This window comes from Pseudomonas sp. GW821-FHT07G10, assembly GCF_059418545.1.
Genome location: NZ_JBWKQB010000027.1, coordinates 43,515 through 65,925 on the forward strand (window position 1 = coordinate 43,515; position 22,411 = coordinate 65,925).

The window sequence follows — 22,411 nt, forward strand, 5'->3', positions numbered from 1 at the left end:
TAAGTTATTGATTTAAATAGATAAAATATGGAGTTCTGAAGGAGTTGCGGAAAAGTTGTTACATCTTTGAACAACTGACTACGGAGGCTGCTTGCGAGGGTCTTGAGGTCAAGGAGATCCAAATGTAGGAGCGAGCTTGCTCGCGATGGTCGTTAAGGTTAACGCGTGCTTCCTGATGAAACGCGTCAGCTTCAAGTCCATCGCGAGCAAGCTCGCTCCTACATTGGTTTTTCGTTTGTTGGTTTAAACCGTTGGCAGGGCCTGCGCCAGAGCAGCCTGACGTTTACGGTTGGTCATGAAGTAAGCGCCGTAGCAGATGGCGATAAAGCCAAAGCCCCAATACAGCGACGGACGTTGGGTCTCGTCAAGGGCCAGGAAGACGAACAGCGAGCAGCACAAAGCGATGCACAGCAGCGGCAGGAACGGGAACCACGGCGCACGGTATTTCAAATCGCTGAGTTTGCCGCCGCCCTTGATGTACGCACGGCGGAATTTGTATTGCGCCAGGGCGATCACGATCCAGGTCACAGTGCCGGACATGCCGCTCACGGCCATCAGCACCATGAACAGGGTGTCGGCGGCAACAAAGCTGGTCATCAGCGACACCAGCGCAAAGCACAGGGTGATGCTCAGAGCGCGCAACGGCACGCCACGCGAACTCAATGGCGAGAGGCTTTTCGGCGCCATACCGGTTTTCGACATGGCCCAAAGTATACGGGTCGAAGCGTACAGGCCCGAGTTACCGACCGACAAAATCGCCGTCAGGATCACGAAGTTCATCAGGTCCGCGGCGTAAGGAATGCCGACCATGTCGAACACCTGCACGAACGGGCTTTCCATCAAGCCGGCCTGCTGCCATGGCACGATGGCCGACAGCACCACAATCGCCAGCACGTAGAAGATCAGCACGCGGAACACCACATTGCGCACGGCCCGGGGGATGCTCTTCTCCGGCTGATCGGTTTCGCCAGCGGCAACCCCCATGATTTCGCAGCCCTGGAAGGCGTACACCACGGTCATCATCACCGCGAACACCGCCGAGAGCCCGTTGGGGAACAGCGAGTCACCGATCAGATTGGTCATCATCGGCGCCGGGGCACCACTGGTCAGCGGTATCGCGCCGAAAATCACCAGCACGCCAACGATGATAAAGCCGAGGATTGCCGCCACCTTGATGCCGGAGAACCAGTATTCCGCTTCACCGAAAGCACGGGTCGCCAAGGCGTTCAGTCCAAACAACACCACCACGAACAGCGCCGACCAGTACCAGATCGGAATACTCGGGAACCAGCGCACCATCAACATGCCCGCCGCGGTGAATTCCAGACCGACTGTGGTTGCCCAGCTCATCCAGTAAACCCAGCCAATCATAAAGCCGGTGGCAGGCCCGATGTACTTGGTGGCGTGGGTCTGGAAGGATCCGGAAACCGGCATTTCCACCGACAGCTCGCCGAGGCAGACCATCACCAGATACATCAGAAAGCCGGCCACCAGGTAAGCCAGAATGGCGCCCACTGGCCCTCCCTGGTTGATCGTGAGGCCCGACCCCATGAACAGCCCGGTGCCGATGACCCCGCCCAGCGACAGCATGAAAATATGTCGGCTTTTCAAGGCACGGGTCAGCTGTATGCCTTTACGTTCGATAGATTCGCTCATGACAGCACCTCTTAAAACTGGGCGAGGTGCATGGCGGATGACAGGAGGTCATCGCGCGGGGAAAGATCAGCTTTACGGCAGTTCATTATTATTATCTCCAATAAGCTTCGAAGACCGCGTCCGGCGCGGTTGTCCCGATTATTGGAAAGCCATGTAAGTTCGCGTTGTACGCAAAGATCAAAGATGTAAAAAGTCGTAACGAATTTGTGCGTCAGGCATTCAACACGTCTGCCAGCACCCCTTGCGAACGCAGCAACAACCCAAGGAACTGCGGCACCAGCGCTTTGACCGCCAATGCGTCGTTGCTCAGTGCCGCCTCCTCCAGCGCTCGCAAGACATCGGCCAGGGCGCGGAACCCCAGCGAATCGCTGCTCCCGGCCAAACGATGGGCCAGATGCGCCACTTCCGTGCAGTCACCCGCCTCGATGGCTTCCGTAAGCGCCGTGCGATGCTGGGCAATCGAGTCGCGCAACACCTTCAGCAGGCCGTGAAGTTTTTGTTCGCCGAGCAAGGTGCGATGGGTGTGCAGCAACTGCCAGTCCATCAACTCGTGTTCCAGCGCAGGCTCGGGCATGGGCGATTCACCGGCCAATGCCTGGCGCAGACTTTCGAGTTTCAACGGTTTGGCGAGAATGCCCTGCATACCGGCATCCAGATAACCGCGTACCAAGGTCGGCTGCACGCTGGCGGTCAGGGCGAAAATGCGGCTGTGTTGATTGGGCCCAGACGTGCTGCGGATCAGTCTGCACAGCTCGACGCCGCTCATTCCCGGCAGGTGCACATCGAGCAGAATCAACTCGAAGGATTGCTTGCGGCAGCACTCCAGGGCTTGCTCGGCATCTTCGGCGAGACGGACCCGATGCCCGTCCCGCTCCAGCAAGCCGCTGACCACATCGCGGTTCAGCGCCACGTCTTCGACCACCAGAATGCTCAGGGCCTGGCCCGGCGCACTGGCGGCGGTGGCGTTCGCAACCCCCACGACCGGTTGCAGGGTCAACTCGAACCAGAAACAGCTGCCCTGCCCCTCCTGGCTGTCGACACCGATGCGCCCGCCAAGAACTTCCACCAGATGTTTACTGATCGCCAATCCCAATCCGGTGCCGCCATAACGCTGCGCCACGTCTTCGCTGGCTTGAGTGAAACGCTCGAAAATCTTTTCCTGCACCGCTGCCGCGATGCCGATGCCGTTGTCGGTCACGCTGAAACGCAGGCGCTGTCCGGTTATCAGATCACCAGCAGCCAGCAGCGCGACGTCAACGGTGATCTGCCCTGCCTCGGTGAACTTGACGGCATTGGCCAGGAGATTGCTCAACACCTGACGCAAAAACTGCTCGGCACCGTGGCAACGATCTGCGACCTGCGGATCAAACCGGCAATGCAATTGAGTGCCATTGCTCAACGCCCTCGGCTCAAGCAGCGTCAGCACTTCATCGATCAGTTGCCTGACGGAGAAATCGACGAGCTCCGGATGGCTTTCACCTTCTTCCAGCCGGGCGAAATACAGCACTTCGTTGAGAATCGTCAGCAAACCTTCGCCGGCCTTATACAAAGCTTCCAGACGTTTACTATCGCGCTCCTCGAGGCGGGCGCCGCGCAGCAGTTCAGCCATGCCAAGAATGCCATTGAGCGGCGTGCGCAGTTCATGGCTCATGGTGGCGAGGAAGCGCGACTTGGCGAGGTTGGCCGCTTCGGCATCGTCCTTGGCACGCAACAGACTGGCGGTGCGCCGCTCGACCATTTTCTGCAGTTCGTCACGTTTGTCTTGCAGTGCCAGACGGTCGACTTCGCGCCGGTCGATATCGCTAAGGATTGCCCGGCGCATGTCATCGAGCGCGTGGGCCACGGTATCGATTTCGTCCTCGGTACCGGTGCTGCTTTTATCCAGCCGCAACGGCTCGTGCCAGTCTCCGGCGGCAATTCGCCGGGCAAAATCGGCCATGACCTGCAGATGTCTGGTCACCAAACGGTAGAACAACCCCGAAAGCGCAACCGCCAGACCGCAGAGGAACACGCTCATCCATAACAGGCTGGTTAGCCCGGTGGCGTACAAACGGCGATACACCGCCCCCAGATCGGTACTGACTTCCAGCTCGCCCAGATGCCGCGATGGGCCGGCCGGCGGCTGATAGTTCAGCTCGAAACGCTCGATGCGCAATGCCCCCGGTGCAGATGAACTGCCTTGCAGCAGGTCAAAGTCAGGGCTGCTCAAACGCACGCGGGCCACATCGGAAAAATCCACCAACCCGCGTAATTGCACATTCAACTGCTCCTGGTTGAGATCCCAGAGGCTGCGCTCCAGGCTTGCCAGGTAGCCGGCCCGGATCAGTTCCATGCGCGAATCGATATCACGCATTTCACGGCGGTACTCGAAGTACAACTGCACGGTGCTGGCGAGGAGGGTGAAACAGAGGCTGAACAGCAGGATGAACAGCAGCAAACGCCGCAACAGGCCGCTGGGATTGGTGCGTTTCATTGCGCATCCGCCGGCAGGTTGATCATGTCTCGGTAGGTGGCTTCACTTTCGTTCAGCCAACGTTCGATCTCGCCGGAGTCGACCATCCGCTGCAGTTGGGCGTCGATATCGGGCATGCGTTCGGCCAGTGCGGAACGGCGTGACACCGCGACCCGCAAATAGTCCACACTCAACGAATTGGGCAATGCCTCGATGTCTGCGGCGCCCGGCAAGTGTTCAACGAACAGCTGCCCGGTGCGTCGCTCCTGAGTGATGAAGTCGATCCTGCCGCGAATCAGTTTGCCGAAGTTCTGTCGACTGTCGGACACCCATTCGATATTGCCGTGCTGAGCGACGAAACGATCGAAGTCCAGCCCATAGCTTTCACCGAACAGTAAACCGCCACGGTAGTTGCCCAGGTCTTCAAGCCGTTCGAACTTCACCGGATGTTGGCGATTGACAAACACCGCGACTTCTTCGCGCAACACCGGCACCGTCGAGAAGCGCATGCTCTGCTCGCGTTGCGCCGTGCTGTAGGCCAGGACCACGTCGACGCGGCCTTCGGCGGCGTCCAGCAAGCAGCGCTTCCAGTTGCCCAGCACGACGATGTCGACCTCATAACCCAGCTGACCAAACAAGCTTTTCACCACGCTGGGCGCAAGGCCGCGCACCTGTTTGCCGTCGCTCCAGGAAATCGGCGGGTAGACCGGATAATCGCAATAACGAATTCGCTCGGCCGCCGCAGCGCTTGTACCCGCCAGCGCCAACAGCAGCCAGAGCAGCCGCAACATGCCGTTCAGGCAGCCTCACTGGCGGTGAACAAATAACCTGCGCCATGGATGGTAATGATCAATTGCGGTTCGGCGGGATCGTCATGCAGTTTGCGCCGCAAGCGCCCCACCAGGACGTCGATGGAGCGGTCATTGGGCACCCATTCACGGTTGCGGATCTGATCCATCAACTGGTCGCGACTCAAGGTATGGCCACTGTTGCGCAAAAACACACTGAGCAACTGGTATTCACCATGGGTCAGCAGGGTTTCGCCACCGGCTTGATCGATCAAGCGTCGGCGATCGGTATCCAGCGCCCAGGCAGCGAACTGTTTGACTTGCTGACGAGGCAGCACCGTCGCCGGCTTGTGCACCTGGGCATGGCGAACCCGGCGCACCAGGTTTTTCGCCCGAGACACCAGTTCACGCGGGTTGAGGGGTTTGATCACGTAATCATCGGCGCCGCATTCGAGGCCGACGATGCGGTCGATTTCGTCGTTGCGCCCGGTAATCAGGATGATCCCGACTTCCGAGCGTACACGCAGCTCGCGGGTAAGGGTCAGGCCATCCTTGCCCGGCAGCCGGATGTCCAGCATCACCAGATCGACAGGGGTGGTTGCCAGAAAGGTTTCGGCCAGTTCCGCGGTTGCGGCGCAGTGCACTTCGTAGCCTTCCTGCGAGAGGTAGGCATGAAGGAGTTCGCGAATCAGCGGATCGTCGTCGACGATCAGTACCCGAGGAGTCATCGCTTGTTGTCCTGCCTGTGCCCGAAGGCGCGTTTCTTATTAGAGTTTTTCCTGCATCAGCGGCAGAGAGTATCCATTGCTGAACGATCGATCAACAGCCCTCCGTCTGCTGCCGGAAACGCTGGCGACCGCCCGCCTGCAAACCGTCGACCCAGGCTTCGCAAATCTGGATGCCCTGATTCGGGGTGAACGTGCCGGGGTTGAGTCCCGACTCCAGCCACAAGCCGTCGAGCAGTGCGCTCAAACCAATAGCGGCAAGGTCGGCATCGAAGTCTTCCCAGCCCTCTTCCTGAGCCAGATCGTTCAACACCTTGCGCAACTCGGCGCGGTACTCGCCGTAGGAATGCTCGTGGGCGAGGTTGATCGCCTCGGCGGTCTTGACCGCGCCCCAGAACGCCAGCCAGGCATCCAGCAATTGCGGATCAAGCATTTCGGCCGAGAACGATGCGCGAAAGAACGCCGACAAACGCTCGCGCGCATTGGGTGCGGCTTGTTCCATGGCTTCGCGTAGCAGGCTCATGACTCGACCGGTGACCGCCATGTAGGCTTCGGCCACCAGTTCATCCTTGCCTGAATAGTGATGACTGATCAGCCCGACTGAAACCCCCGCCTGCGCGGAGATCTTGCGGATCGAAGCGCCCTGGAAGCCATGGCGCTTGAGGCACACCAGCGTTGCCTCGATCAGGTTGGCCTTGCGCAACTCCGGCTCCATTCGGGAAAAGCGGGCTTCCTGAGTCATTGTGGTTAATCTCCTGGGATCAGTCGTTGGGCTGGTTGTTTGCAGCCACTAAGCTGAACGACTGTACAACAGGAACTCGAACTGTGGCGAGGGGGCTTGCCACGCGAACCGTAGCAGCAGCCTCGCAAGCTCGGCAGCTGCTACGGGCATTAAGGTCTGCGCCTATTTGCTCGCCCAGGCATTGAAGCGCTCTTCGAGTTCTTCACCGTGATCGACCCAGAACGGCACATTCATCGACAGTGCACCGATCAGGTTCTGCGGTGCGGTCGGCACCCATTGGGCCAGCTTGGGATCCAGGCGCGCCGCCGCTTGCGTGTTGGTTGGCCCGTAAGGAATCTGCTCGACATACTTAATCTGCGCGTCGGACTGGTTGGCGAAAGCAATGAACCTTTTGGCCTGGTCCACATGTGTTGAGCCTTTGATGATTGCCCAGTAGTCCATGCCGTACAGGCTCCCAGGCCAGACCAGCCCCAGATGACTGCCGCCCTGCGCGGCGGCGGCAATGCGCCCGCTGTAGGTTGAGGTCATCACCACGTCTCCGGAGATCAGCCATTGCGCCGGTTGCGCGCCGGCTTCCCACCACTGGATATAGGGTTTGAGTTCAGTCAGTTTGGCGAACGCCCGATCTACGCCCGCGGGTGTGCTCAATACCGAATACACGTCCTCGACTTTCACCCCGTCCGCCAGCAAGGCGAACTCCAGGTTATACACCGCACGTTTGCGCAGCCCGCGCTTGCCGGGGATTTTCTTTACATCCCAAAAGTCCGCCCACGAGGTCGGTGCCTGCGCCAATTTGTCAGTGTCATAAGCAATCGCCACGCTCCACACCAACGCGGCAGAACCGCACGCTTGTGCCGCATCGGGAATCAGCTGGTTTTCTCGCCCAAGGGTCTTCCAGTCGAGTCGCTCGTACATGCCCTCATCGCAGCCGCGCATCAGGTCCGGGCCTTCGATCTGCACCACGTCCCAATCGACGTTGCCGGTGTCGACCATCACCTTGATCCTGGCCATCTCGCCGTTGTATTCGCTTTGGATCAGCTTGCTGCCGTCCGCTGCGCTGAAGGGTTGAAAGAAAGCCACATCCTGGGCTTTTTGACCGGCACCGCCATAACCGACCACCACCATGTCCTGTTCTGCTTGAGCGCTACCCAGGCCCATGGCGAGGGTGAGAATCAAAGGATAAAAACCGTGCTTGAGCGTATTCGACTTCATCAGTGGTTCCTCGTGCTGGTATCACTCAGCGAGCGCTGCCGTGACCCGTTTTTATTTTGGTGAGGTTCACCCCAGGAGTGGGTGCGGATTGAAGCTACTCAACCACAATTAAAAAAACAAGTTGATTTTTTACTGAGGGTAAATTTCTATAGCGTAATAATAACAATGCCGAAAATCCTGTTTACCGGCCTCGGCTAGCCTGGAGTACCACACCATGCCGACTTCAAACCAAGCGTTTGCGCACCTCTTCGAACCGCTGCAGATCCGTGGCAAGCGCCTCAAAAACCGCATCATGTCCAGCGGTCACGACACGTCGATGCCGACCGACAATCTGGTCAACGAGCAATTGATCGCCTATCACCGGGCGCGTGCCGAGGGCGGCGTGGGCCTGATCGTGCTGCAAGTTGCCGGGGTGCATGACAGCGCGCGCTACACCTCCCATGTGCTGATGGCCACCGACGACGCCTGCATCGAGGGCTATCGAAAACTGGCCGAAACCTGTCATGCCCACGGCACCGTGGTGCTCTCGCAGATCTTCCATCCAGGGCGGGAAATCATGGAGTCCAGCGATGGCCTGCTGGCCGTCGCCTACTCGCCTTCGGCGGTGCCCAACGAACGCTTTCGGGTCATGCCGCGCGCGCTTGATCAGGCGATGATCGACGACATCGTCGCCGGCTATGGCGCAGCGGCCCGACGTTTGTATCAAGCCGGGCTGGACGGTGTGGAAGTGGTCGCCAGCCATGGTTACCTGCCCGCGCAATTCATCAACCCACGCGTCAACCAACGCACCGACGGTTACAACGGCGACCTGCAACAGCGCCTGCGGTTTCTGCGCGAAGTCATTGCGCTGGTGCGCGCGAACACTGACGAGCAGTTCATCATCGGCTTGCGCATCTCCGCCGACGAACGCGACCCCGAGGGCCTGACCGAAGACGAGTCGCTGGCGGCGGTCAAGTCACTGCAGCAGTACCTGGATTACGTGCACATCGTCGCGGGGACCTCGGCGTCTTTGGGCGGTGCGGTGCATATCGTGCCGCCGATGGCCATCGAACCGGCCTATCTGGCCAAGGAGGCCGGGACGTTCAAGGCCAGCCTGTCGATTCCGCTGTTCGTCACTGGACGCATCAACCAGCCGCAGGAGGCCGAACTGATCATTGCTCGCGGTCAGGCCGATGTGTGCGGCATGACCCGCGCACTGATCTGCGACCCGCAAATGCCGAACAAGACCGACGCCGGGCGCAGCGAAGATGTCCGAGCCTGCATCGCCTGCAATCAGGCGTGCATCGGGCACTTCCACAAAGGCTTGCCGATTTCCTGCATTCAGCACCCGGAAACCGGCCGTGAACTGGTTTTCGGCTCCCTGCAGCCGACCGTCAAACGCAAGCGCATCATGATCGCCGGCGGCGGTCCGGCCGGGATGAAGGCGGCTGCCGTGGCCGCCGAGCGCGGGCATGAGGTCACGCTCTATGAAGCCAGTTCGCAGCTCGGCGGGCAGGTCCTGCTGGCGCAACTGCTGCCTCGGCGCAGTGAGTTCGGCGGCGCCAGCACCAACTTGCAGCGGGAAATGGAATTGGCCGGCGTACGCGTGGTGCGCAACACCCGCGTCGACCGGGCACTGGTCGAGCGCGAACGGCCGGATCTGGTGATCGTTGCAACCGGTGCCGAACCCTACTGGCCGGCTTTCGAACGCGGCGGCGAACTGCAAGTGGTGGATGCCTGGCAGGTGCTGCGCGACGAGGTCAAGCTCGGGCGTTCGGTGCTCGTCGTCGACTGGCGTTGCGACTGGATCGGCCCCGGCGTCGCCGAACGTCTGGTGCGCGCAGGGCATCAGGTGCAGCTGGCGGTCAACGGCACCCATTGCGGGGAAAACCTGCCGCTGTACGTGCGCGATCAACTGGTCGGTGAGCTGCATCGGCTGGGCATTCCGATCACGCCCTATGCCCGTCTGTACGGCTGCGATGACAGCACCGTCTACATGCAACACACCGCCAGTGCAGAGCCGATCATGTTCGAAGACATCGACACCCTGGTGCTGTGCCAGGGCCATCAGCCGGTGGATACGCTGGGCGCGCAACTGCAGGGATTAGTCGAATTTCGCCGGATCGGCGACTGCCTGGCACCGCGCACGGCCGAAGAAGCGATTTATGAAGGGTTGAAGGTTGCCTGGGACCTCTGAGGCTGCTTTATACTCCGGGCCTTTGTCAGCGCCCTCGCTGACGAGCCATCGGCAGGCTCGAGCGTTTCAGACGCTCAGCCAACACTCGGTTCGGAGCACGCAATGAGCAACAGCAGCAACCTGCCGCCTGCCAGCGCCGCGTCCGCCAAACAGAGCGGCGCAACAGAGCCGCACTTTCTGGGCACGCGGATTCGCGGGCTGCGCAAACGCCGGGGCATGACCCTGACCGCCCTGGCTGAGATGAGCGAGCTGACGGCAGGCTATATCAGCCAGCTCGAACGCAACCTGGCTTACCCCTCGATTCCGGCGTTGTTCAACATCGCCCGCAGCCTGGGCGTCACCATCCAGTGGTTCTTCGCCAGCGAAGCCAGCACGGCCCCCGAGGACAGTGGTTACGTGGTCCGCAAGAACAGCCGAATGAGCGTGCATTACGAAGACGGCATCGTTGACCAGTTGCTGACCCCGCAACCCAATCGTCAGTTGGAGATCCTGCATTCGCGCTTTCCGCCAGGCACTTACAGCCAGCAGAGCTATTGCCATGAAGGCGAGGAAGCCGGATACCTGCTCTCCGGCAACTTTGAGCTGTGGGTCGGCGAGCGCTATTTTCAGCTCAATGAAGGCGACAGTTTCAGTTTTTCCAGCCAGGAACCTCACCGTTATGGCAATCCCGGTGAGGTCGATGCGGTGGTGATCTGGGTAATCACCCCGCCGACCTTTTGAAGCGCCAAAAACAACAAGAAACTGCCGGAACCCCTGGTGTTCCGGACAGTGAAATCCAGCAAAGGCGACCCCCATGAACGACCTGATCAAGTGCAACCAAAGCGGCGGACTGTTGACCCTGACCATCAACCGTCCGGACAAGCTCAATGCCCTGAGCAACAGCATGTACACCCGTCTGGCCGACCTGCTGTTTGCTGCCGCCGAAGCCCCCGAGACTGCCGTGGTCATCATCACCGGGGGCGAACAGTGCTTTACCAGTGGCAACGACCTGCAGGACTTTCTCCAGGATCCACCGACCCATCTGAATAGCCCGGCGTTCCGTCTCATGGACGCGGTCATCCATCTGGACAAGCCGTTGATCGCCGCGGTCTGCGGCGCTGCCATCGGTATCGGCACCACCCTCCTGCTGCATTGCGATCAGGTGCTGGTCACCCGTAATGCCAAGCTGCGCATGCCCTTCGTGAACCTTGGCTTGTGCCCTGAATTCGGTGCAAGCCTGCTGTTACCGCGCATGCTCGGCCATGCCAGAGCCGCCCGACTGCTGCTCTGGGGGGACGGCCTGGACGGCACTCAGGCGGTGGCTTGGGGGCTGGCCAATGAAGTGCTGGACGACGGCGAACAATGTCTGGCCGCAGCACAACGGATGGCCGATCGACTGCTGGCCCTGCCTCGCGAGTCCCTGTTGCACAGCAAACGGCTGCTTAAGCAGCCAGTGCTGAAGGAACTGGAGGAAACCCTGCGCAGGGAAAACCTGCTGTTTATCGAACGTCTGAACAGCACCGAAGCCAAGGACGCGTTGAACGCCATGCTGCAACGCAGTAGCACCAAGGCCTGAACCCACTGGCCTCAGCGGCGGGTAATCAACCCTTGCCGGGCGATTCGCGTCAGTTGCTTGATGACTTCTGCCGCGTGCTCGGCGCTGGGTGCCTGAATCACCGCCAGATCGAAACTGTTGCTGGCAAAGCGCGCCAGCGACTCCCCGTCTTCGACAAACTGAATCAGAAAAGCCGATGGACCACCGGTGCGTCGCGGCCAGCCATCGAGATAGCGCAGCAAAGTGGGTTGATGTTTACCGCCAAGAAGGATTTTTGGATTGCGCTGGGTGAGGTCCGCCGTGATCGGCGCCAGACGTATAAGGGGGCGAAGTGCATTCATCGTGTCGAGTCTCTGCCTCAAAAGTCTGCATGGCAGGTGAGAGGCAACACCGAACCAGCGCTTTAGCGGTATTTCGAAGCCTGTTTCAAGCTTCTGTCGGTAACCCTTTGAGTCACCTGGCGCCCCGCAAGTAGCTGTTTAAATCGGCGCATGAGCAGCATCCTAGAGAAGCCGATGGTGCAGTGTCAAGAATCTCGATGATCACTCTGCTGCCCGACGTCCTCCGTTGAAAACCGCTCGCGATAAGCCTGAGGTGTCACACCCATGGCCCTGAAGAAACTGCGCCGCAGCGTCTCTTCACTGCCAAACCCGCACTGCGCCGCCACCCGCTTGATCGGCACGCCGGTATCACACAACAAGCGCCGCGCGGTCTCCACCCGAATCAACTCAATCGCGCGAGCCGGAGTCTGACCCGTCTCGGCCCGGTAATGCCGCACAAAGCTGCGGTCACTCATCCCGGCTTGTAGCGCCAGGGTCGGGATGTTGAGTTCCATGGCCAGGTTTTCGGCGATCCAGGCGTGGAGCTCGTCGAAGCGATTGCCGTCTTTTTGCAGGGACAAGGTCACGCTGAATTGCGACTGCCCACCTGGGCGTTTGAGAAACACCACCAGTTGCCGTGCAACTTCCAGGGCCATGGCTCGGCCGAGGTCTTCTTCGACCAGGGCGAGTGCCAGGTCGATACCGGCGGTCACCCCGGCCGAGGTCCAGACCGGGCCGTCATTGATGAAGATCGGGTTGGGCTCGACCCGCAGTTGCGGATGTTTCTGCGCAAGCTGTTCACAGCGGGTCCAGTGGGTGACCACGCGCCGACCGTCGAGCCAACCGCTGGCAGCCAGTAGAAAAGCGCCGGTGCAGACCGAAGCAACCCGTCGCGATACCGATGCCTGCTGGCGTACCCACTCAACCAGGCTGGCGTCTTCGGCCGCCGCGTAGACGCCCCAGCCTCCAGCGATAATCAGTGTGTCGCACGGCCAGTCCTTCGCCGGCAGCGGATCGGCCACCAGCGCCAGCCCGGCTGAAGACATCACCGGTTCCGTCTGCGCGGCAATCACCGTCGGCGCATAGGGCTGCGGCAAACCTTGCTGACGGGCCAGATCATTGGCCGAAGCGAAGACCTGCAACGGCCCGGTCACATCGAGCACTTGCACGTTGGCAAAGGCCAGCACATAAACAGTTTTCGGTTGGGTCGTCATGACTGGCGTAAATCGTGGGCTTATTGGCGTATACGCCAAATCCTACGTCGATAGAGTGAAGTCGTCCACCCATGCCGGGTGAGTGCATTGGATCGACCACGAGGATTGTGCAATGACGCTGCAGATCGGTTTTCTGTTGTTTCCACAGGTTCAGCAACTCGACCTGACCGGGCCTTATGATGTGCTGGCCTCGCTGCCGGACGTCACCGTGCATTTGATCTGGAAGGACCTCGAACCGGTGAGTTCGAGCACCGGCCTGATGTTGATCCCGACCACCCGCTTCGACGACTGCCCGCCCCTGGACGTGATCTGCATTCCCGGCGGTTCCGGTGTCGAACCGCTGATGGAAGACACCGAGACCCTGGACTTCATCAAACGTCAGGCCAGCCACGCGCGCTATATCACCTCGGTCTGCACCGGCGCCCTGGTGCTGGGCGCCGCAGGACTGCTACGCGGCAAACGTGCAACCACTCATTGGGCTTACCACGAGCTGCTTGGCCCGTTGGGCGCCATTCCAATACGCGAGCGTGTGGTGCGCGACGGCAACTTGCTGACCGGCGGAGGCATTACCGCCGGAGTCGATTTCGCGCTGAGCCTGGCCAGTGAATTGTTCGGCGAAGACACGGCGCAACTGGTGCAGCTGCAGCTCGAATACGCTCCTGCTCCACCGTTCGACTCCGGCAGCCCGCAGACTGCACCACGCGCGGTGCTGGAGGAAGCCAATCGGCGCTCGGCGCAATCGCGCAAGCTACGTGGAGAGGTTGTCGATCGGGTTGCGCAGCAACTGAGTCACAACTGGTAAAGCTGCGCCGAACACACAATGAAACGGACGCTGGAAACCCTGTGCGAAGTGGTCGACGTCTGAAGCTGCTGACTTTTCAGCAGATAACAAAAAACCCGCCGAAGCGGGTTTTTCAAGACCATTACGACATCCTGTCGGCTGCATTCCATGCAAATGGTCGGTCATCCATGACCCTGAGCGCGTCCTGCGCTTCAGTTGATGGATGTAGATTAGGCTCAATGCCCAAGCGTCAACAGACGACATTCCATCGACCGCGTGTAAGCCTTTCGCCATAACCGCGCCGTCGTGCAGTAAATGACGATCGGCGCACCGTTTTGGATAACCTCAATGCGCAGCGAGATACGTCTCAATGTTGCTCATCTGCTCGTCCCAGCCCCTGCTGTTCATGCGGAAGGCTTTCAGACGACGCTCCGCCGGGATGTCGTCGAAACCGGACTCCACTACCCGCAGCAAGGTGCCGGCGTCCGGGTCCTCCGGATCCTCCGAGTCCCCCAGGTCTTCCAGCTCAAACCGCACCAGAGTGGTGGGCTCCGCCGAATAGTCGACACCGGGATCCACGGCATAAGGATGCCAACGGAAGGAAAAAACCAGCTCCGGCTCGAGACGCTCGACCAGTACATCCCACACAAGATGTTCGTACCCCGGATAGGTGATTTTCCCTTGGGTACGCTGGCCCGCGACGAAGCGTTGCCCTTTGAGCGCCACGCCGAACCAGTCACCGAAGGCTTCAGCATCCGCTAGCGCACGCCAGACCAATGAGCGCGGCACGTTGAGCAAGACCTTTCTTTCAATGTGATCTGATGATGTGTTCATAGCAATCCTCCTGAATGAACAGTAGGCCTGCCCGTCCCGGGGAGCAACCCTCACGTTACATCAGGTATTCTCAACTATCGGCAAACGTCGGGAAGTTTGGCCATTAATCCCCCCATATGGCCGGTAAACGTCATTAAAAGTAGATACAAGGATGAATCCGTGAATACCCTCAAAGGCAGTTGCCTGTGCAAAACCATCGAATACCAGCTCGATAGCCTCGACATGCCAATCAGCCACTGCCATTGCCACACCTGTCGCAAAGCACACGCCGCCGCTTTTGCTTCCACGGCAGGCGTCATGCGAGAACACTTTCGCTGGGTCAAAGGTCAGGACAAGCTTTCATCCTTCGAATCTTCACCGGGAAAACTGCGACACTTCTGCTCTGTCTGCGGTTCCCATTTAGTGGCGCAGCGTTTGGGTCAGCCTCATGTGATTGTTCGCGTCGCGACGCTCGATGACGATCCGGGAATCAAGCCACAGGCGCACATATGGACCTCCCATGATGTGCCGTGGCTTGAGTATGAAGCGGTAGTGTCCTGGCCAGAATGGCAAGAGTGAAACCCGTGGCCGGCTACCCTCTCATCCGAGAGCAGCCGGTTTGACCATCAGCGCACAAACACCTGTGCCGTGGTAATCGCCATATCCCCACCCGGCATTTTGATACTGCCCACCTGCTTCAGGCTGTCGGCATCAAAAATCGCCACGTCATTGAAGGTCCCGGCCAGGTAGATCTTGCTGCCTTCCTTGTTGAACGAGATGCAGTAGTAGGAGTGATCCAGGGTTGTCGACTGGAGCAGTTTCTTCTGCTTGATATCGTACTTGGCCAACCGGTTGAGGACGCCGAACATCAGGTTCGGGTCTTTGGGTGAGCGCATGCCGCTGAAATAGATTTCGGTCAACGGTCCGAAGTCGGTGGTTTCGGTTTTGCCGGTTTTCAAGTCGATGCTGAACAGGCCGTAAAGGAGCTCGGCGGTCGCCGGGTCTTCCTTCTTGTCTTTGAATTTCGCTGCGGTGTAGAGCAGCGAGAAGTCATGCCGATAGGTTTGCTGGTTCCACACGTAGAGCACGTCCGGCGGGCTGTACAACGGACGCTTCCAGTGGCGGCTGGGGATCAGCACGTCGAATTTTCCGGTTTTCACGTCGACCTTGTAGACATCCGCGCCTGCCACATAGAGCGTGCCGTCATCGCCGCTTTGCATGATGGTGAGCTGCCGTGGCGCCGGGAAGCTGCGGACCGGTTTGGCGCTCATGCCGGCATCGGTGGCGTAGACATCCAGCCTTGGTGTCTGCACTTCGTAATGGTCACTGCGCATCAGTGTCGGGTTAGCGACGGTGTAGAGCTCCTTGCCGTCGTGGCTGACGGTGAAGGCGAACATCGAGCGCGCTTTCTCACCCGGTTGTTGGGTGATGCTGGCGTGGAATACCTGCTTGCAGCTATCCAGCTCGACGCCGTAAACATCCGCGTAATGGTTGTTCAGCACGTAGGCAATCCTGCGATCCGGGGACAGCTGGATAGTGCCCGGGCCGAAGGCGTCCGGCAGTTTGCAGGTCTTGTACAGACTGTCGGTCTTAAGGTCGATGACGTGCAGGTTGTTCGGGTAGTTGGTGGTCAACATGTACTCGTGACCGGTTTCGAGAGTCGGGCTTTCATCGGCCAGTGCCGTGAGCGAACACACGCCCAGAATGGCGGAAGCGGCAAGGCCGCAGACATTGGTGCGAAGCATGCTGGAATCCTTCTGTGGGATTATTTGTCTTTCGGGAACTATTTGTCTTTCGGAAAAACAGTCCCGAGATTGCGCCAGCTCTCGTTGGAGGCTTGCGCATCTTTGTTCCAGTCCGGGTAGGTGCTCATCATGTCCGGCACCTGGGCCGGCCACCAGCAGGGGTCGGAGCAACCGTAAAGGTCAGCCTCCATCGGCTGGCACAGCGACGACACGCCGCCAAAGGCGTCGATCTCCCAACCGGGGTCGGTGGTCGAGGCGCAGCCAGCGACGGAGTTCATCGCCACCACTTCTTCGATACGGTTTTCGGCCGCGGCCTGATCGAGCTTCTGGGCTTTGTTGTTGATTGCCTTGAGATGTTTCATATCAGTGAGCCTTGCGCGGAGTGATGTAGCTGCTGATGAACGCAGGGTTGTGGGCCATGATCCGGGTGTAGACCTGGATGCCGAAGTCGACCCAGTCACGCATCAACTCGCAGTAGTGATAGGTCGGGTGCGTCGGGTCGCCATAGCGGGCGTAGCTTTCGTGGTAGCAGCCGCCGGAGCACAGGTTGCGGATGTGGCAGTCTTCACAGCCGGTGTTGGTGCGGTCCAGACGCTGGGACAGGAAGTCGTTCAACTCGACCTGCTTCACCCCGCTGTGGACGTTGCCGAACGTCGGTAACGACGAACCGGTAAAACGGTGGCACAGGTTGAGCTCGCCTTTGTGATCCACCGCTAGCATCTTCAGACCCGCACCGCACGGCAGGGCTTTTTTGTGGCCTTCGTGGATGTCGGTGATCAACTGGTGCAGGTTGGAGAAACCGATATTGCGGTGCTCCAGCGCCGCTTCCAGATAACGCCGACCGAGTTTTTTCATGTTGGCGAAGACTTCAATCAGCTCCTCGCTGGACAGGTTGAAGCTGCTGATGTCGCCGGAGGTCACCGGGGCGAATCCGACTTCGGCAAAGCCCAGCTCATTGAACAGGTGATCCCAGATGGTTTCGACGTCGGTGACGCCTGTGGTCAGGGTCACTCGCGCGCCCACCGGGCGGCTGTTGTAGCGCGACAAGAGCATCTCGGCCTTGCGCCGGACCACGTCGTACGTACCCTGCCCGCCCACGGTGATACGGTTGCGGTCGTGCACGGTTTTCGGGCCGTCGATGCTCACTGACAAACCGAAGCGGTGAGCATTCAGGTAGTCGACGGTTTCTTCAGTGAGCAACGTCGCGTTGGTGGTCATGACGAACTCAACGAATTTTCCGGCCTCGGAAAAACGCTTCTCGCAGTAGTCGACCATGTATTCGATCAGCTTGCGATTGCTCAGCGGCTCGCCGCCAAAGAACACCACTGTGAAACGCTCTTCATCCGGGGATTCGCGCAGCAGCATTTCCACTGAAGCGATCGCCGTTTCGACGTCCATTTTCTTACCGGCCGACGGCTTGTCGAGGTCTTCCTTGTAGCAGTAGGTGCAGCTCAGATTGCAGCCAGTGTTGACGTTCAGCACCACGGTATTGATCGCCGTGCGCTCGACCCGTTTGACGCCGATGTCCGGGGTCAGCGGCGAACCGTCGCTGACCAGTTCCAGGGCGATCAGCTCGCGCAGGGTCTCGGTGATTTCCTCGCCGCCGTAGCGCGCGGCCAGGCGCTCGATCAGGTCGTCGGACGAGCAACCGGGACCGCGCAAGGTATCGATAATCGTGCCCGTCAGTTCATCGCTGGCAAACAGCGAACTGCTCGGAATGTGGAACAACATGCGGTCGGCATCGACATGCACTTCGTGCAGATTCCGCTCGATCAGATTCAAAACAGCGCCCATCGCAACCTCCTGTGCAAACCCGGTTATTCAGGGTCTGCGGTCATTCCTGAAAATGCCTGAATTGCTGGTTTAGCCAGACCATCAGGGAATGGGTGGATTGTTCCAGCGTTGCACGGTGACGATCATGTGGCCCTCACCGGTCAGCGATTTTCCGGCGTCATCCACGGCGGCGATTACCTTGAGGTTGCCAGCGTTGTTGGTGGACATTTTGCGTTGTGGATTGGGCCCGGCATCGCCCGGAGTGAACACCCCGCTGTCGGCCTGCATTTGGCCTGCGAACTTGACGTCTTCGTCCTCCTTGGCGCGCTCGTCGAAGGCTTCGACCTTCCACTGCGCCGGGAACACGCCGATCCGATATGGCTTGCCGTCAGCACCTTTGCCCCAGGCTTCGGCATCGAAACGGCCCTGGACCTTCGGTGTGGAACCGCCGCCCTCGCCGATCCGCGCCACCGAAAACCCGGGCACAACCTTGACCTCGGCTATGTTGCTGTAGACCGCCAGCGAGGCACCTTTGAGGCTACCCAGCGTGACCTCGCGCAAGCCTGGCTTCGCATCCGCGGCCGCCTTGAGTTTGACCCGCAAGCGCTCGGGGCTTTGCTCCAGCACTTCGACCACGTCCACGCCTTTGCCGAAGTTTGGTTTGCCAGTGAGACCGCTGCCGATCAGCGTGACTTCAGTTTCGCTACCAGCTTTCAGGTAACCCGGCTGCACCGCCAGCAAACGACTGGAACCGTGCCTTGCCGCAATAAAGTCCAGCCCGCGCTCATCGTGCTCGGCCTCGAACATGCGGCCTTGCAGTTCGCTGCCCTTGGCGGCGAACACCTGACGCATGACCACGCCATCGATCGTCACGTTGCCGCGCCATTCGTAGCCGCTGTAGAGGATTGCGCTGCCTTCGCCATTGAACGGGCTGCCGTCGGCGTATTGGCCTTTGACGCTGACCTTGAACTGATCGGTGCCAGCGGTGCTGACGGTCATCACGCCGGCCAGTTCACCCTTGCCCGGCAACTGGCCGCTGAAGCTCCAGTCGCCTGCCAGTGAGTCGGCTTTCGGAGCTGTTTTAAGCCAGTTGTTCCAAGCCTGGTTTTCCAGCGGATAACGCTTGGCCAGCAGCGGCACCATGTCCTTGCGAGCGATATCGAACCAGTCACGGTCGCGGGCCAGTGCCTGATACTCCAACGACGGCCATTGCCCCAGGTGGAAGTTCACCAGGCGTTCCCACTCCTGAGCCGGCCGCCGTTGCAAGGCAACCCGCGCACCGGAGTGGCAGCGGCCACACATCTGGCTGGTCTGGTCATCGAAATGCTCGACGGTATTGAGTCGACGCTCCAGCGCATAACGCACACCGTCAGTCTCGCTCGGCGCCAGGCCTTGGGTGTCGGCCAGGTATTTGACCAGCGTACGTCGGTCCTCGTCGCTGATCTGCAGACCATGCATGGTCTGCATACGGGCGATGCTCATCAGCCAGCCTTCCGGGGTCTTGCGCTGGTGGCTCATGCGGCTCAGAGCGTTGCCAGCCTCGGGGGTGTGACAGCCCTGACAGGTTTCCTTGAGGATGGTCTGCGCATCACGCGCCGCCATGCTTGGGGGAGAATGCAGGGCCACACAAGCGGCTATCGCCAGCAGGCTGCCGCTCATGCCTGATCGGAGTTTTCTCTTCATCAACGTCGAACCTCGCACGGTGCTTTCTTATTTTTTATGGATCGTTTTTATGGTCTCTACCGTCAACCGGCACGCTGTTGACGCAGGCCTGAGAAACGTCTGACATGAGCAATACACGGAGCGTGCCAGCTTATAAATAGTGTTTTAAATCAAGGTATTAACCGAAATTCGCGGCCGCAGACCGATTGGATCGATGGTTGCCAACGTCTAATTTCGCGACAACTGTTCCACTCTGAGACGAGCATAGGCGATAGATCCCGTAGCAGCCGAACGCAGGCTTCGCCAGCTGCTACCATGACGGCTTAACCGCTTCAGCACCCGGCCCGGACGCGGCCTGACAGGAATCCAGCCATGCTCAACGCCCTGCTTTTCGACCTCGACGGTACCCTGACCGACACCGACAGACTCCACCTGCTGGCCCTGCAACAGCTGCTGCTCCAGGAAGATGGCCGGGCGTTCACGAAGGAAGAATTCGAAGCCCACGTCAGCGGTCAGGCCAACGCCAACATGTGCCGCTATCTGTTCCCCCAGCGTTCGGTGGCCGAACACCAAGCCTTCGCTGATCGCAAGGAAGCGCGGTTCCGTGAACTGTCACCGCAACTCACGCCCATGGCCGGGCTGGTGCGGCTGTTGGACTTTGCCAGGGAACAAGGCATCGGCGTCGCCGTGGTGACCAATGCCCCACGAGCCAATGCCGATCACATGCTTGAAGCCTTGGGTTTGCGAGAACGCTTTGAGACGGTGGTGGTCGCAGAAGAACTACTTCGGGCCAAACCTGACCCGCTGCCCTACCTCACCGGCCTTGAACGCCTGAACGCCAAAGCCGATGTCGCCATCGCCTTCGAAGACTCGATCCCCGGGCTGACGGCAGCGGTGAAGGCCGGCATCTTCACGGTCGGCCTGGTCACCAGTCAGAGCCGTGAAGCATTGCTGGCTGCCGGGGCGCATCTGGTGATTGATGACTTTACCGATGCGGCGCTGTGGGAAGTGATTGATCGGATGCTGAGTCGCCAGGCTTAGAGCGACGCCTGCCTCCAAGGGCTGTTAATGCCCTTGGGAGCGAAAAATCGGCGAAAAAACAATCGGGGACGTCTCAGTGCTGTCGCAAATTGCGACGAAGCACCTGCCCCAGCACGCTCGCCAAAATCCATAACTTGCTGAAAATCAGCCAGTTATCCGAACTTATCCACTTGGCACAGCCATTGCGAAAGACCTCGCCTCACTTCGAACCTTTATTTTCGAACAACAAGAGGTCACGCCATGCAGCTCCCTTCCCTGCTCCCTGCCACCACTGCTTTTATTCAACGCGCGCCACGCATGCTGATCGGCGCCGAATGGGTCGAGGCCGCTGACGGTCAGACCATGCCGTTGCATAACCCGGCCAGCGGCGAAATACTTTGCGTGGTGCCCCGTGCCACAGTGGACGATGTGGATCGCGCGGTGCTCGCGGCACGCCAGGCATTCGATGATTCTGCGTGGACTCGCACCCGGCCTCGGGAGCGGCAGAACCTGCTGTGGAAACTCGCCGATCTGATGCAGCGCGACGCCGAAGTACTGGCGCAGCTGGAATGCCTGAACAACGGCAAAAGCGCGGCGGTGGCACAGGTCATGGATGTACAGCTGTCCATCGACTTCCTGCGTTACATGGCCGGTTGGGCGACCAAGATCGAAGGTTCGAGCGTCGAAGTTTCATTGCCACTGATGCCGGATGATCAGTTTCACAGTTTCATCCGCCGTGAAGCAGTGGGTGTGGTCGGGGCCATCGTCGCCTGGAATTTCCCGCTGCTGCTGGCCTGCTGGAAACTCGGCCCGGCACTGGCGACCGGTTGCACCGTAGTGCTCAAACCGGCTGACGAAACACCGCTGACCGCGCTGAAACTGGCGGAGTTGGTGCTCGAAGCCGGCTACCCGACTGGCGTGTTCAACGTGGTGACCGGTACCGGCATTACCGCTGGCTCAGCCCTGACCCACAACCCGCTGGTGGACAAACTGACCTTCACCGGCTCCACCGCTGTAGGCAAAGAAATCGGCAAGATCGCCATGGATTCCATGACCCGCGTCACGCTGGAGTTAGGCGGTAAATCACCGACCATCGTCATGGCTGACGCCGATTTGAACAGCGCCGCAGCAGGCGCCGCCAGCGCAATATTCTTCAACCAGGGTCAGGTTTGCTGCGCCGGTTCGCGGCTGTATGTGCAGCGCAAACACTTTGACAATGTAGTGGCCGACATCGCCGATATCGCCAACGCCATGAAGCTCGGCAACGGGTTGGACCCTAGCGTGCAGATGGGTCCATTGATCTCGGCCCGCCAGCAGGAACGGGTTTATCGCTATATCGAAATGGGCCGTGAAAGTGGCGCGACCATCGCCTGTGGTGGCGAGCAGTTTGGACCGGGCTTTTTCGTCAAGCCGACAGTGATCGTCGACGTCGATCAGAAGCACTCGCTGGTGCAGGAGGAAATCTTCGGCCCGGTGCTGGTGGCGATTCCTTTCGACGACGAAGCCGATGCCCTGCGCATGGCCAACGACAGCCCCTACGGTTTGGGCGCGAGTATCTGGTCCAACGACCTGGCGGCGGTGCACCGGATGATTCCGCGGGTCAAGTCCGGTTCGGTGTGGGTCAATTGCCACAGCGCCCTGGACCCGGCGCTGCCGTTTGGTGGCTACAAGATGTCCGGTGTCGGGCGGGAAATGGGTTATGCGGCGATTGAGCATTACACCGAGTTGAAGTCGGTGCTGATCAAGCTGTGACACCCTCACCTGATCGTTCCCACGCGGAGCGTGGGAATGCATCCCG

The 22,411-nt window shown here is 59.8% G+C and carries 20 protein-coding genes; 7 read left to right on the plus strand and 13 right to left on the minus strand.

Translation table 11 applies throughout. The features are described 5' to 3' along the window. Nucleotides 1–243 precede the first annotated feature (243 nt). The 6 genes from AC07O1_RS24315 to AC07O1_RS24340 all read right to left on the minus strand — a co-directional run bounded on the left by AC07O1_RS24315 (nt 244) and on the right by AC07O1_RS24340 (nt 7,575). A complete protein-coding gene (locus AC07O1_RS24315; protein ID WP_495090411.1) occupies nt 244–1,656 on the minus strand; it encodes an amino acid permease in 1,413 nt (470 codons plus the stop codon). Nucleotides 1,657–1,867: 211 nt separating this feature from the next. Then, nucleotides 1,868–4,129, minus strand: a complete 2,262-nt coding sequence (locus AC07O1_RS24320) for an ATP-binding protein (RefSeq protein WP_495090412.1) — start codon at nt 4,127–4,129, stop codon at nt 1,868–1,870. Further along, nucleotides 4,126–4,899, minus strand: coding sequence for a substrate-binding periplasmic protein (locus AC07O1_RS24325; RefSeq protein ID WP_494994044.1), 774 nt, complete (start codon nt 4,897–4,899; stop codon nt 4,126–4,128). The genes AC07O1_RS24320 and AC07O1_RS24325 overlap by 4 nt, the downstream gene beginning before the upstream one ends. Before the next feature lie 5 nt (nt 4,900–4,904). After that, entirely contained in the window at nt 4,905–5,624 is a 720-nt protein-coding gene (locus tag AC07O1_RS24330; protein ID WP_494994045.1) for a response regulator, read from the minus strand. A gap of 91 nt (nt 5,625–5,715) precedes the next feature. Continuing rightward, complete coding sequence (locus tag AC07O1_RS24335) at nt 5,716–6,363, minus strand: TetR family transcriptional regulator C-terminal domain-containing protein (protein ID WP_495090413.1); 648 nt, start codon at nt 6,361–6,363, stop codon at nt 5,716–5,718. Between the two features lie 162 nt (nt 6,364–6,525). After that, a complete protein-coding gene (locus AC07O1_RS24340; protein WP_495090414.1) occupies nt 6,526–7,575 on the minus strand; it encodes an ABC transporter substrate-binding protein in 1,050 nt (349 codons plus the stop codon). A gap of 214 nt (nt 7,576–7,789) precedes the next feature. Here AC07O1_RS24340 and AC07O1_RS24345 point away from each other — a divergent pair, with 214 nt between their 5' ends. From AC07O1_RS24345 to AC07O1_RS24355, 3 genes are all read left to right on the plus strand, one after another. After that, entirely contained in the window at nt 7,790–9,751 is a 1,962-nt protein-coding gene (locus AC07O1_RS24345) for an oxidoreductase (protein WP_495090415.1), read from the plus strand. 102 nt (nt 9,752–9,853) lie between these two features. Beyond that, nucleotides 9,854–10,471: a helix-turn-helix domain-containing protein gene (locus AC07O1_RS24350; RefSeq protein ID WP_494994049.1), complete on the plus strand. Its 618-nt coding sequence runs from the start codon at nt 9,854–9,856 to the stop codon at nt 10,469–10,471. 73 nt (nt 10,472–10,544) lie between these two features. Beyond that, nucleotides 10,545–11,306 (plus strand): enoyl-CoA hydratase, encoded by a 762-nt coding sequence (locus AC07O1_RS24355; protein ID WP_495090416.1) that lies wholly within the window; start codon nt 10,545–10,547, stop codon nt 11,304–11,306. Nucleotides 11,307–11,317: 11 nt separating this feature from the next. On the opposite strand, the gene AC07O1_RS24360 is transcribed toward AC07O1_RS24355, so the two are convergent. Together AC07O1_RS24360 and AC07O1_RS24365 are read right to left on the minus strand one after the other, a co-directional pair. Further along, on the minus strand, nt 11,318–11,626 hold the full coding sequence (locus AC07O1_RS24360) for a class I SAM-dependent methyltransferase (RefSeq protein WP_494994051.1): 309 nt from the start codon (nt 11,624–11,626) through the stop codon (nt 11,318–11,320). 185 nt (nt 11,627–11,811) lie between these two features. Further along, on the minus strand, nt 11,812–12,819 hold the full coding sequence (locus AC07O1_RS24365) for a GlxA family transcriptional regulator (RefSeq protein WP_495090417.1): 1,008 nt from the start codon (nt 12,817–12,819) through the stop codon (nt 11,812–11,814). A 112-nt stretch (nt 12,820–12,931) separates the two neighbouring features. Between AC07O1_RS24365 and inhA the strand changes: the two genes are divergently transcribed. Further along, nucleotides 12,932–13,621 (plus strand): isonitrile hydratase, encoded by a 690-nt coding sequence (gene inhA, locus AC07O1_RS24370; protein ID WP_495090418.1) that lies wholly within the window; start codon nt 12,932–12,934, stop codon nt 13,619–13,621. A gap of 324 nt (nt 13,622–13,945) precedes the next feature. On the opposite strand, the gene AC07O1_RS24375 is transcribed toward inhA, so the two are convergent. After that, nucleotides 13,946–14,434: an SRPBCC family protein gene (locus tag AC07O1_RS24375; protein WP_494994055.1), complete on the minus strand. Its 489-nt coding sequence runs from the start codon at nt 14,432–14,434 to the stop codon at nt 13,946–13,948. 159 nt (nt 14,435–14,593) lie between these two features. On the opposite strand from AC07O1_RS24375, the gene AC07O1_RS24380 reads away from it, so the two are divergent. Next, the gene (locus AC07O1_RS24380) at nt 14,594–14,992 is read left to right on the plus strand and encodes a GFA family protein (RefSeq protein WP_494994056.1); all 399 of its coding nucleotides are present in this window, start codon (nt 14,594–14,596) and stop codon (nt 14,990–14,992) included. Nucleotides 14,993–15,039: 47 nt separating this feature from the next. On the opposite strand, the gene peaD is transcribed toward AC07O1_RS24380, so the two are convergent. The 4 genes from peaD to peaA all read right to left on the minus strand — a co-directional run bounded on the left by peaD (nt 15,040) and on the right by peaA (nt 19,614). Then, nucleotides 15,040–16,158: a quinohemoprotein amine dehydrogenase subunit beta gene (gene peaD, locus AC07O1_RS24385; RefSeq protein WP_495090419.1), complete on the minus strand. Its 1,119-nt coding sequence runs from the start codon at nt 16,156–16,158 to the stop codon at nt 15,040–15,042. 38 nt (nt 16,159–16,196) lie between these two features. After that, nucleotides 16,197–16,520, minus strand: coding sequence for a quinohemoprotein amine dehydrogenase subunit gamma (gene qhpC, locus AC07O1_RS24390; RefSeq protein WP_489071896.1), 324 nt, complete (start codon nt 16,518–16,520; stop codon nt 16,197–16,199). Nucleotide 16,521: 1 nt separating this feature from the next. Beyond that, a complete protein-coding gene (peaB, locus tag AC07O1_RS24395; protein WP_494994058.1) occupies nt 16,522–17,952 on the minus strand; it encodes a quinohemoprotein amine dehydrogenase maturation protein in 1,431 nt (476 codons plus the stop codon). Between the two features lie 81 nt (nt 17,953–18,033). Then, nucleotides 18,034–19,614: a quinohemoprotein amine dehydrogenase subunit alpha gene (gene peaA, locus AC07O1_RS24400; protein WP_495090420.1), complete on the minus strand. Its 1,581-nt coding sequence runs from the start codon at nt 19,612–19,614 to the stop codon at nt 18,034–18,036. Nucleotides 19,615–19,965: 351 nt separating this feature from the next. On the opposite strand from peaA, the gene AC07O1_RS24405 reads away from it, so the two are divergent. Then, a complete protein-coding gene (locus tag AC07O1_RS24405; protein WP_495090421.1) occupies nt 19,966–20,634 on the plus strand; it encodes an HAD family hydrolase in 669 nt (222 codons plus the stop codon). 240 nt (nt 20,635–20,874) lie between these two features. Next, complete coding sequence (locus AC07O1_RS24410; RefSeq protein WP_494994061.1) at nt 20,875–22,365, plus strand: aldehyde dehydrogenase family protein; 1,491 nt, start codon at nt 20,875–20,877, stop codon at nt 22,363–22,365. Nucleotides 22,366–22,411: the final 46 nt, after the last annotated feature.

What these genes read in the sequence shown, in the direction of transcription:
- AC07O1_RS24315 (WP_495090411.1), bottom strand. Translation starts at nt 1,656, where the DNA reads ATGAGCGAATCTATCGAACGTAAAGGCATACAGCTGACCCGTGCCTTG.
- AC07O1_RS24320 (WP_495090412.1), bottom strand. Translation starts at nt 4,129, where the DNA reads ATGAAACGCACCAATCCCAGCGGCCTGTTGCGGCGTTTGCTGCTGTTC.
- AC07O1_RS24325 (WP_494994044.1), bottom strand. Translation starts at nt 4,899, where the DNA reads ATGTTGCGGCTGCTCTGGCTGCTGTTGGCGCTGGCGGGTACAAGCGCT.
- AC07O1_RS24330 (WP_494994045.1), bottom strand. Translation starts at nt 5,624, where the DNA reads ATGACTCCTCGGGTACTGATCGTCGACGACGATCCGCTGATTCGCGAA.
- AC07O1_RS24335 (WP_495090413.1), bottom strand. Translation starts at nt 6,363, where the DNA reads ATGACTCAGGAAGCCCGCTTTTCCCGAATGGAGCCGGAGTTGCGCAAG.
- AC07O1_RS24340 (WP_495090414.1), bottom strand. Translation starts at nt 7,575, where the DNA reads ATGAAGTCGAATACGCTCAAGCACGGTTTTTATCCTTTGATTCTCACC.
- AC07O1_RS24345 (WP_495090415.1), top strand. Translation starts at nt 7,790, where the DNA reads ATGCCGACTTCAAACCAAGCGTTTGCGCACCTCTTCGAACCGCTGCAG.
- AC07O1_RS24350 (WP_494994049.1), top strand. Translation starts at nt 9,854, where the DNA reads ATGAGCAACAGCAGCAACCTGCCGCCTGCCAGCGCCGCGTCCGCCAAA.
- AC07O1_RS24355 (WP_495090416.1), top strand. Translation starts at nt 10,545, where the DNA reads ATGAACGACCTGATCAAGTGCAACCAAAGCGGCGGACTGTTGACCCTG.
- AC07O1_RS24360 (WP_494994051.1), bottom strand. Translation starts at nt 11,626, where the DNA reads ATGAATGCACTTCGCCCCCTTATACGTCTGGCGCCGATCACGGCGGAC.
- AC07O1_RS24365 (WP_495090417.1), bottom strand. Translation starts at nt 12,819, where the DNA reads ATGACGACCCAACCGAAAACTGTTTATGTGCTGGCCTTTGCCAACGTG.
- inhA (WP_495090418.1), top strand. Translation starts at nt 12,932, where the DNA reads ATGACGCTGCAGATCGGTTTTCTGTTGTTTCCACAGGTTCAGCAACTC.
- AC07O1_RS24375 (WP_494994055.1), bottom strand. Translation starts at nt 14,434, where the DNA reads ATGAACACATCATCAGATCACATTGAAAGAAAGGTCTTGCTCAACGTG.
- peaD (WP_495090419.1), bottom strand. Translation starts at nt 16,158, where the DNA reads ATGCTTCGCACCAATGTCTGCGGCCTTGCCGCTTCCGCCATTCTGGGC.
- qhpC (WP_489071896.1), bottom strand. Translation starts at nt 16,520, where the DNA reads ATGAAACATCTCAAGGCAATCAACAACAAAGCCCAGAAGCTCGATCAG.
- peaB (WP_494994058.1), bottom strand. Translation starts at nt 17,952, where the DNA reads ATGGGCGCTGTTTTGAATCTGATCGAGCGGAATCTGCACGAAGTGCAT.
- peaA (WP_495090420.1), bottom strand. Translation starts at nt 19,614, where the DNA reads ATGAAGAGAAAACTCCGATCAGGCATGAGCGGCAGCCTGCTGGCGATA.
- AC07O1_RS24405 (WP_495090421.1), top strand. Translation starts at nt 19,966, where the DNA reads ATGCTCAACGCCCTGCTTTTCGACCTCGACGGTACCCTGACCGACACC.
- AC07O1_RS24410 (WP_494994061.1), top strand. Translation starts at nt 20,875, where the DNA reads ATGCAGCTCCCTTCCCTGCTCCCTGCCACCACTGCTTTTATTCAACGC.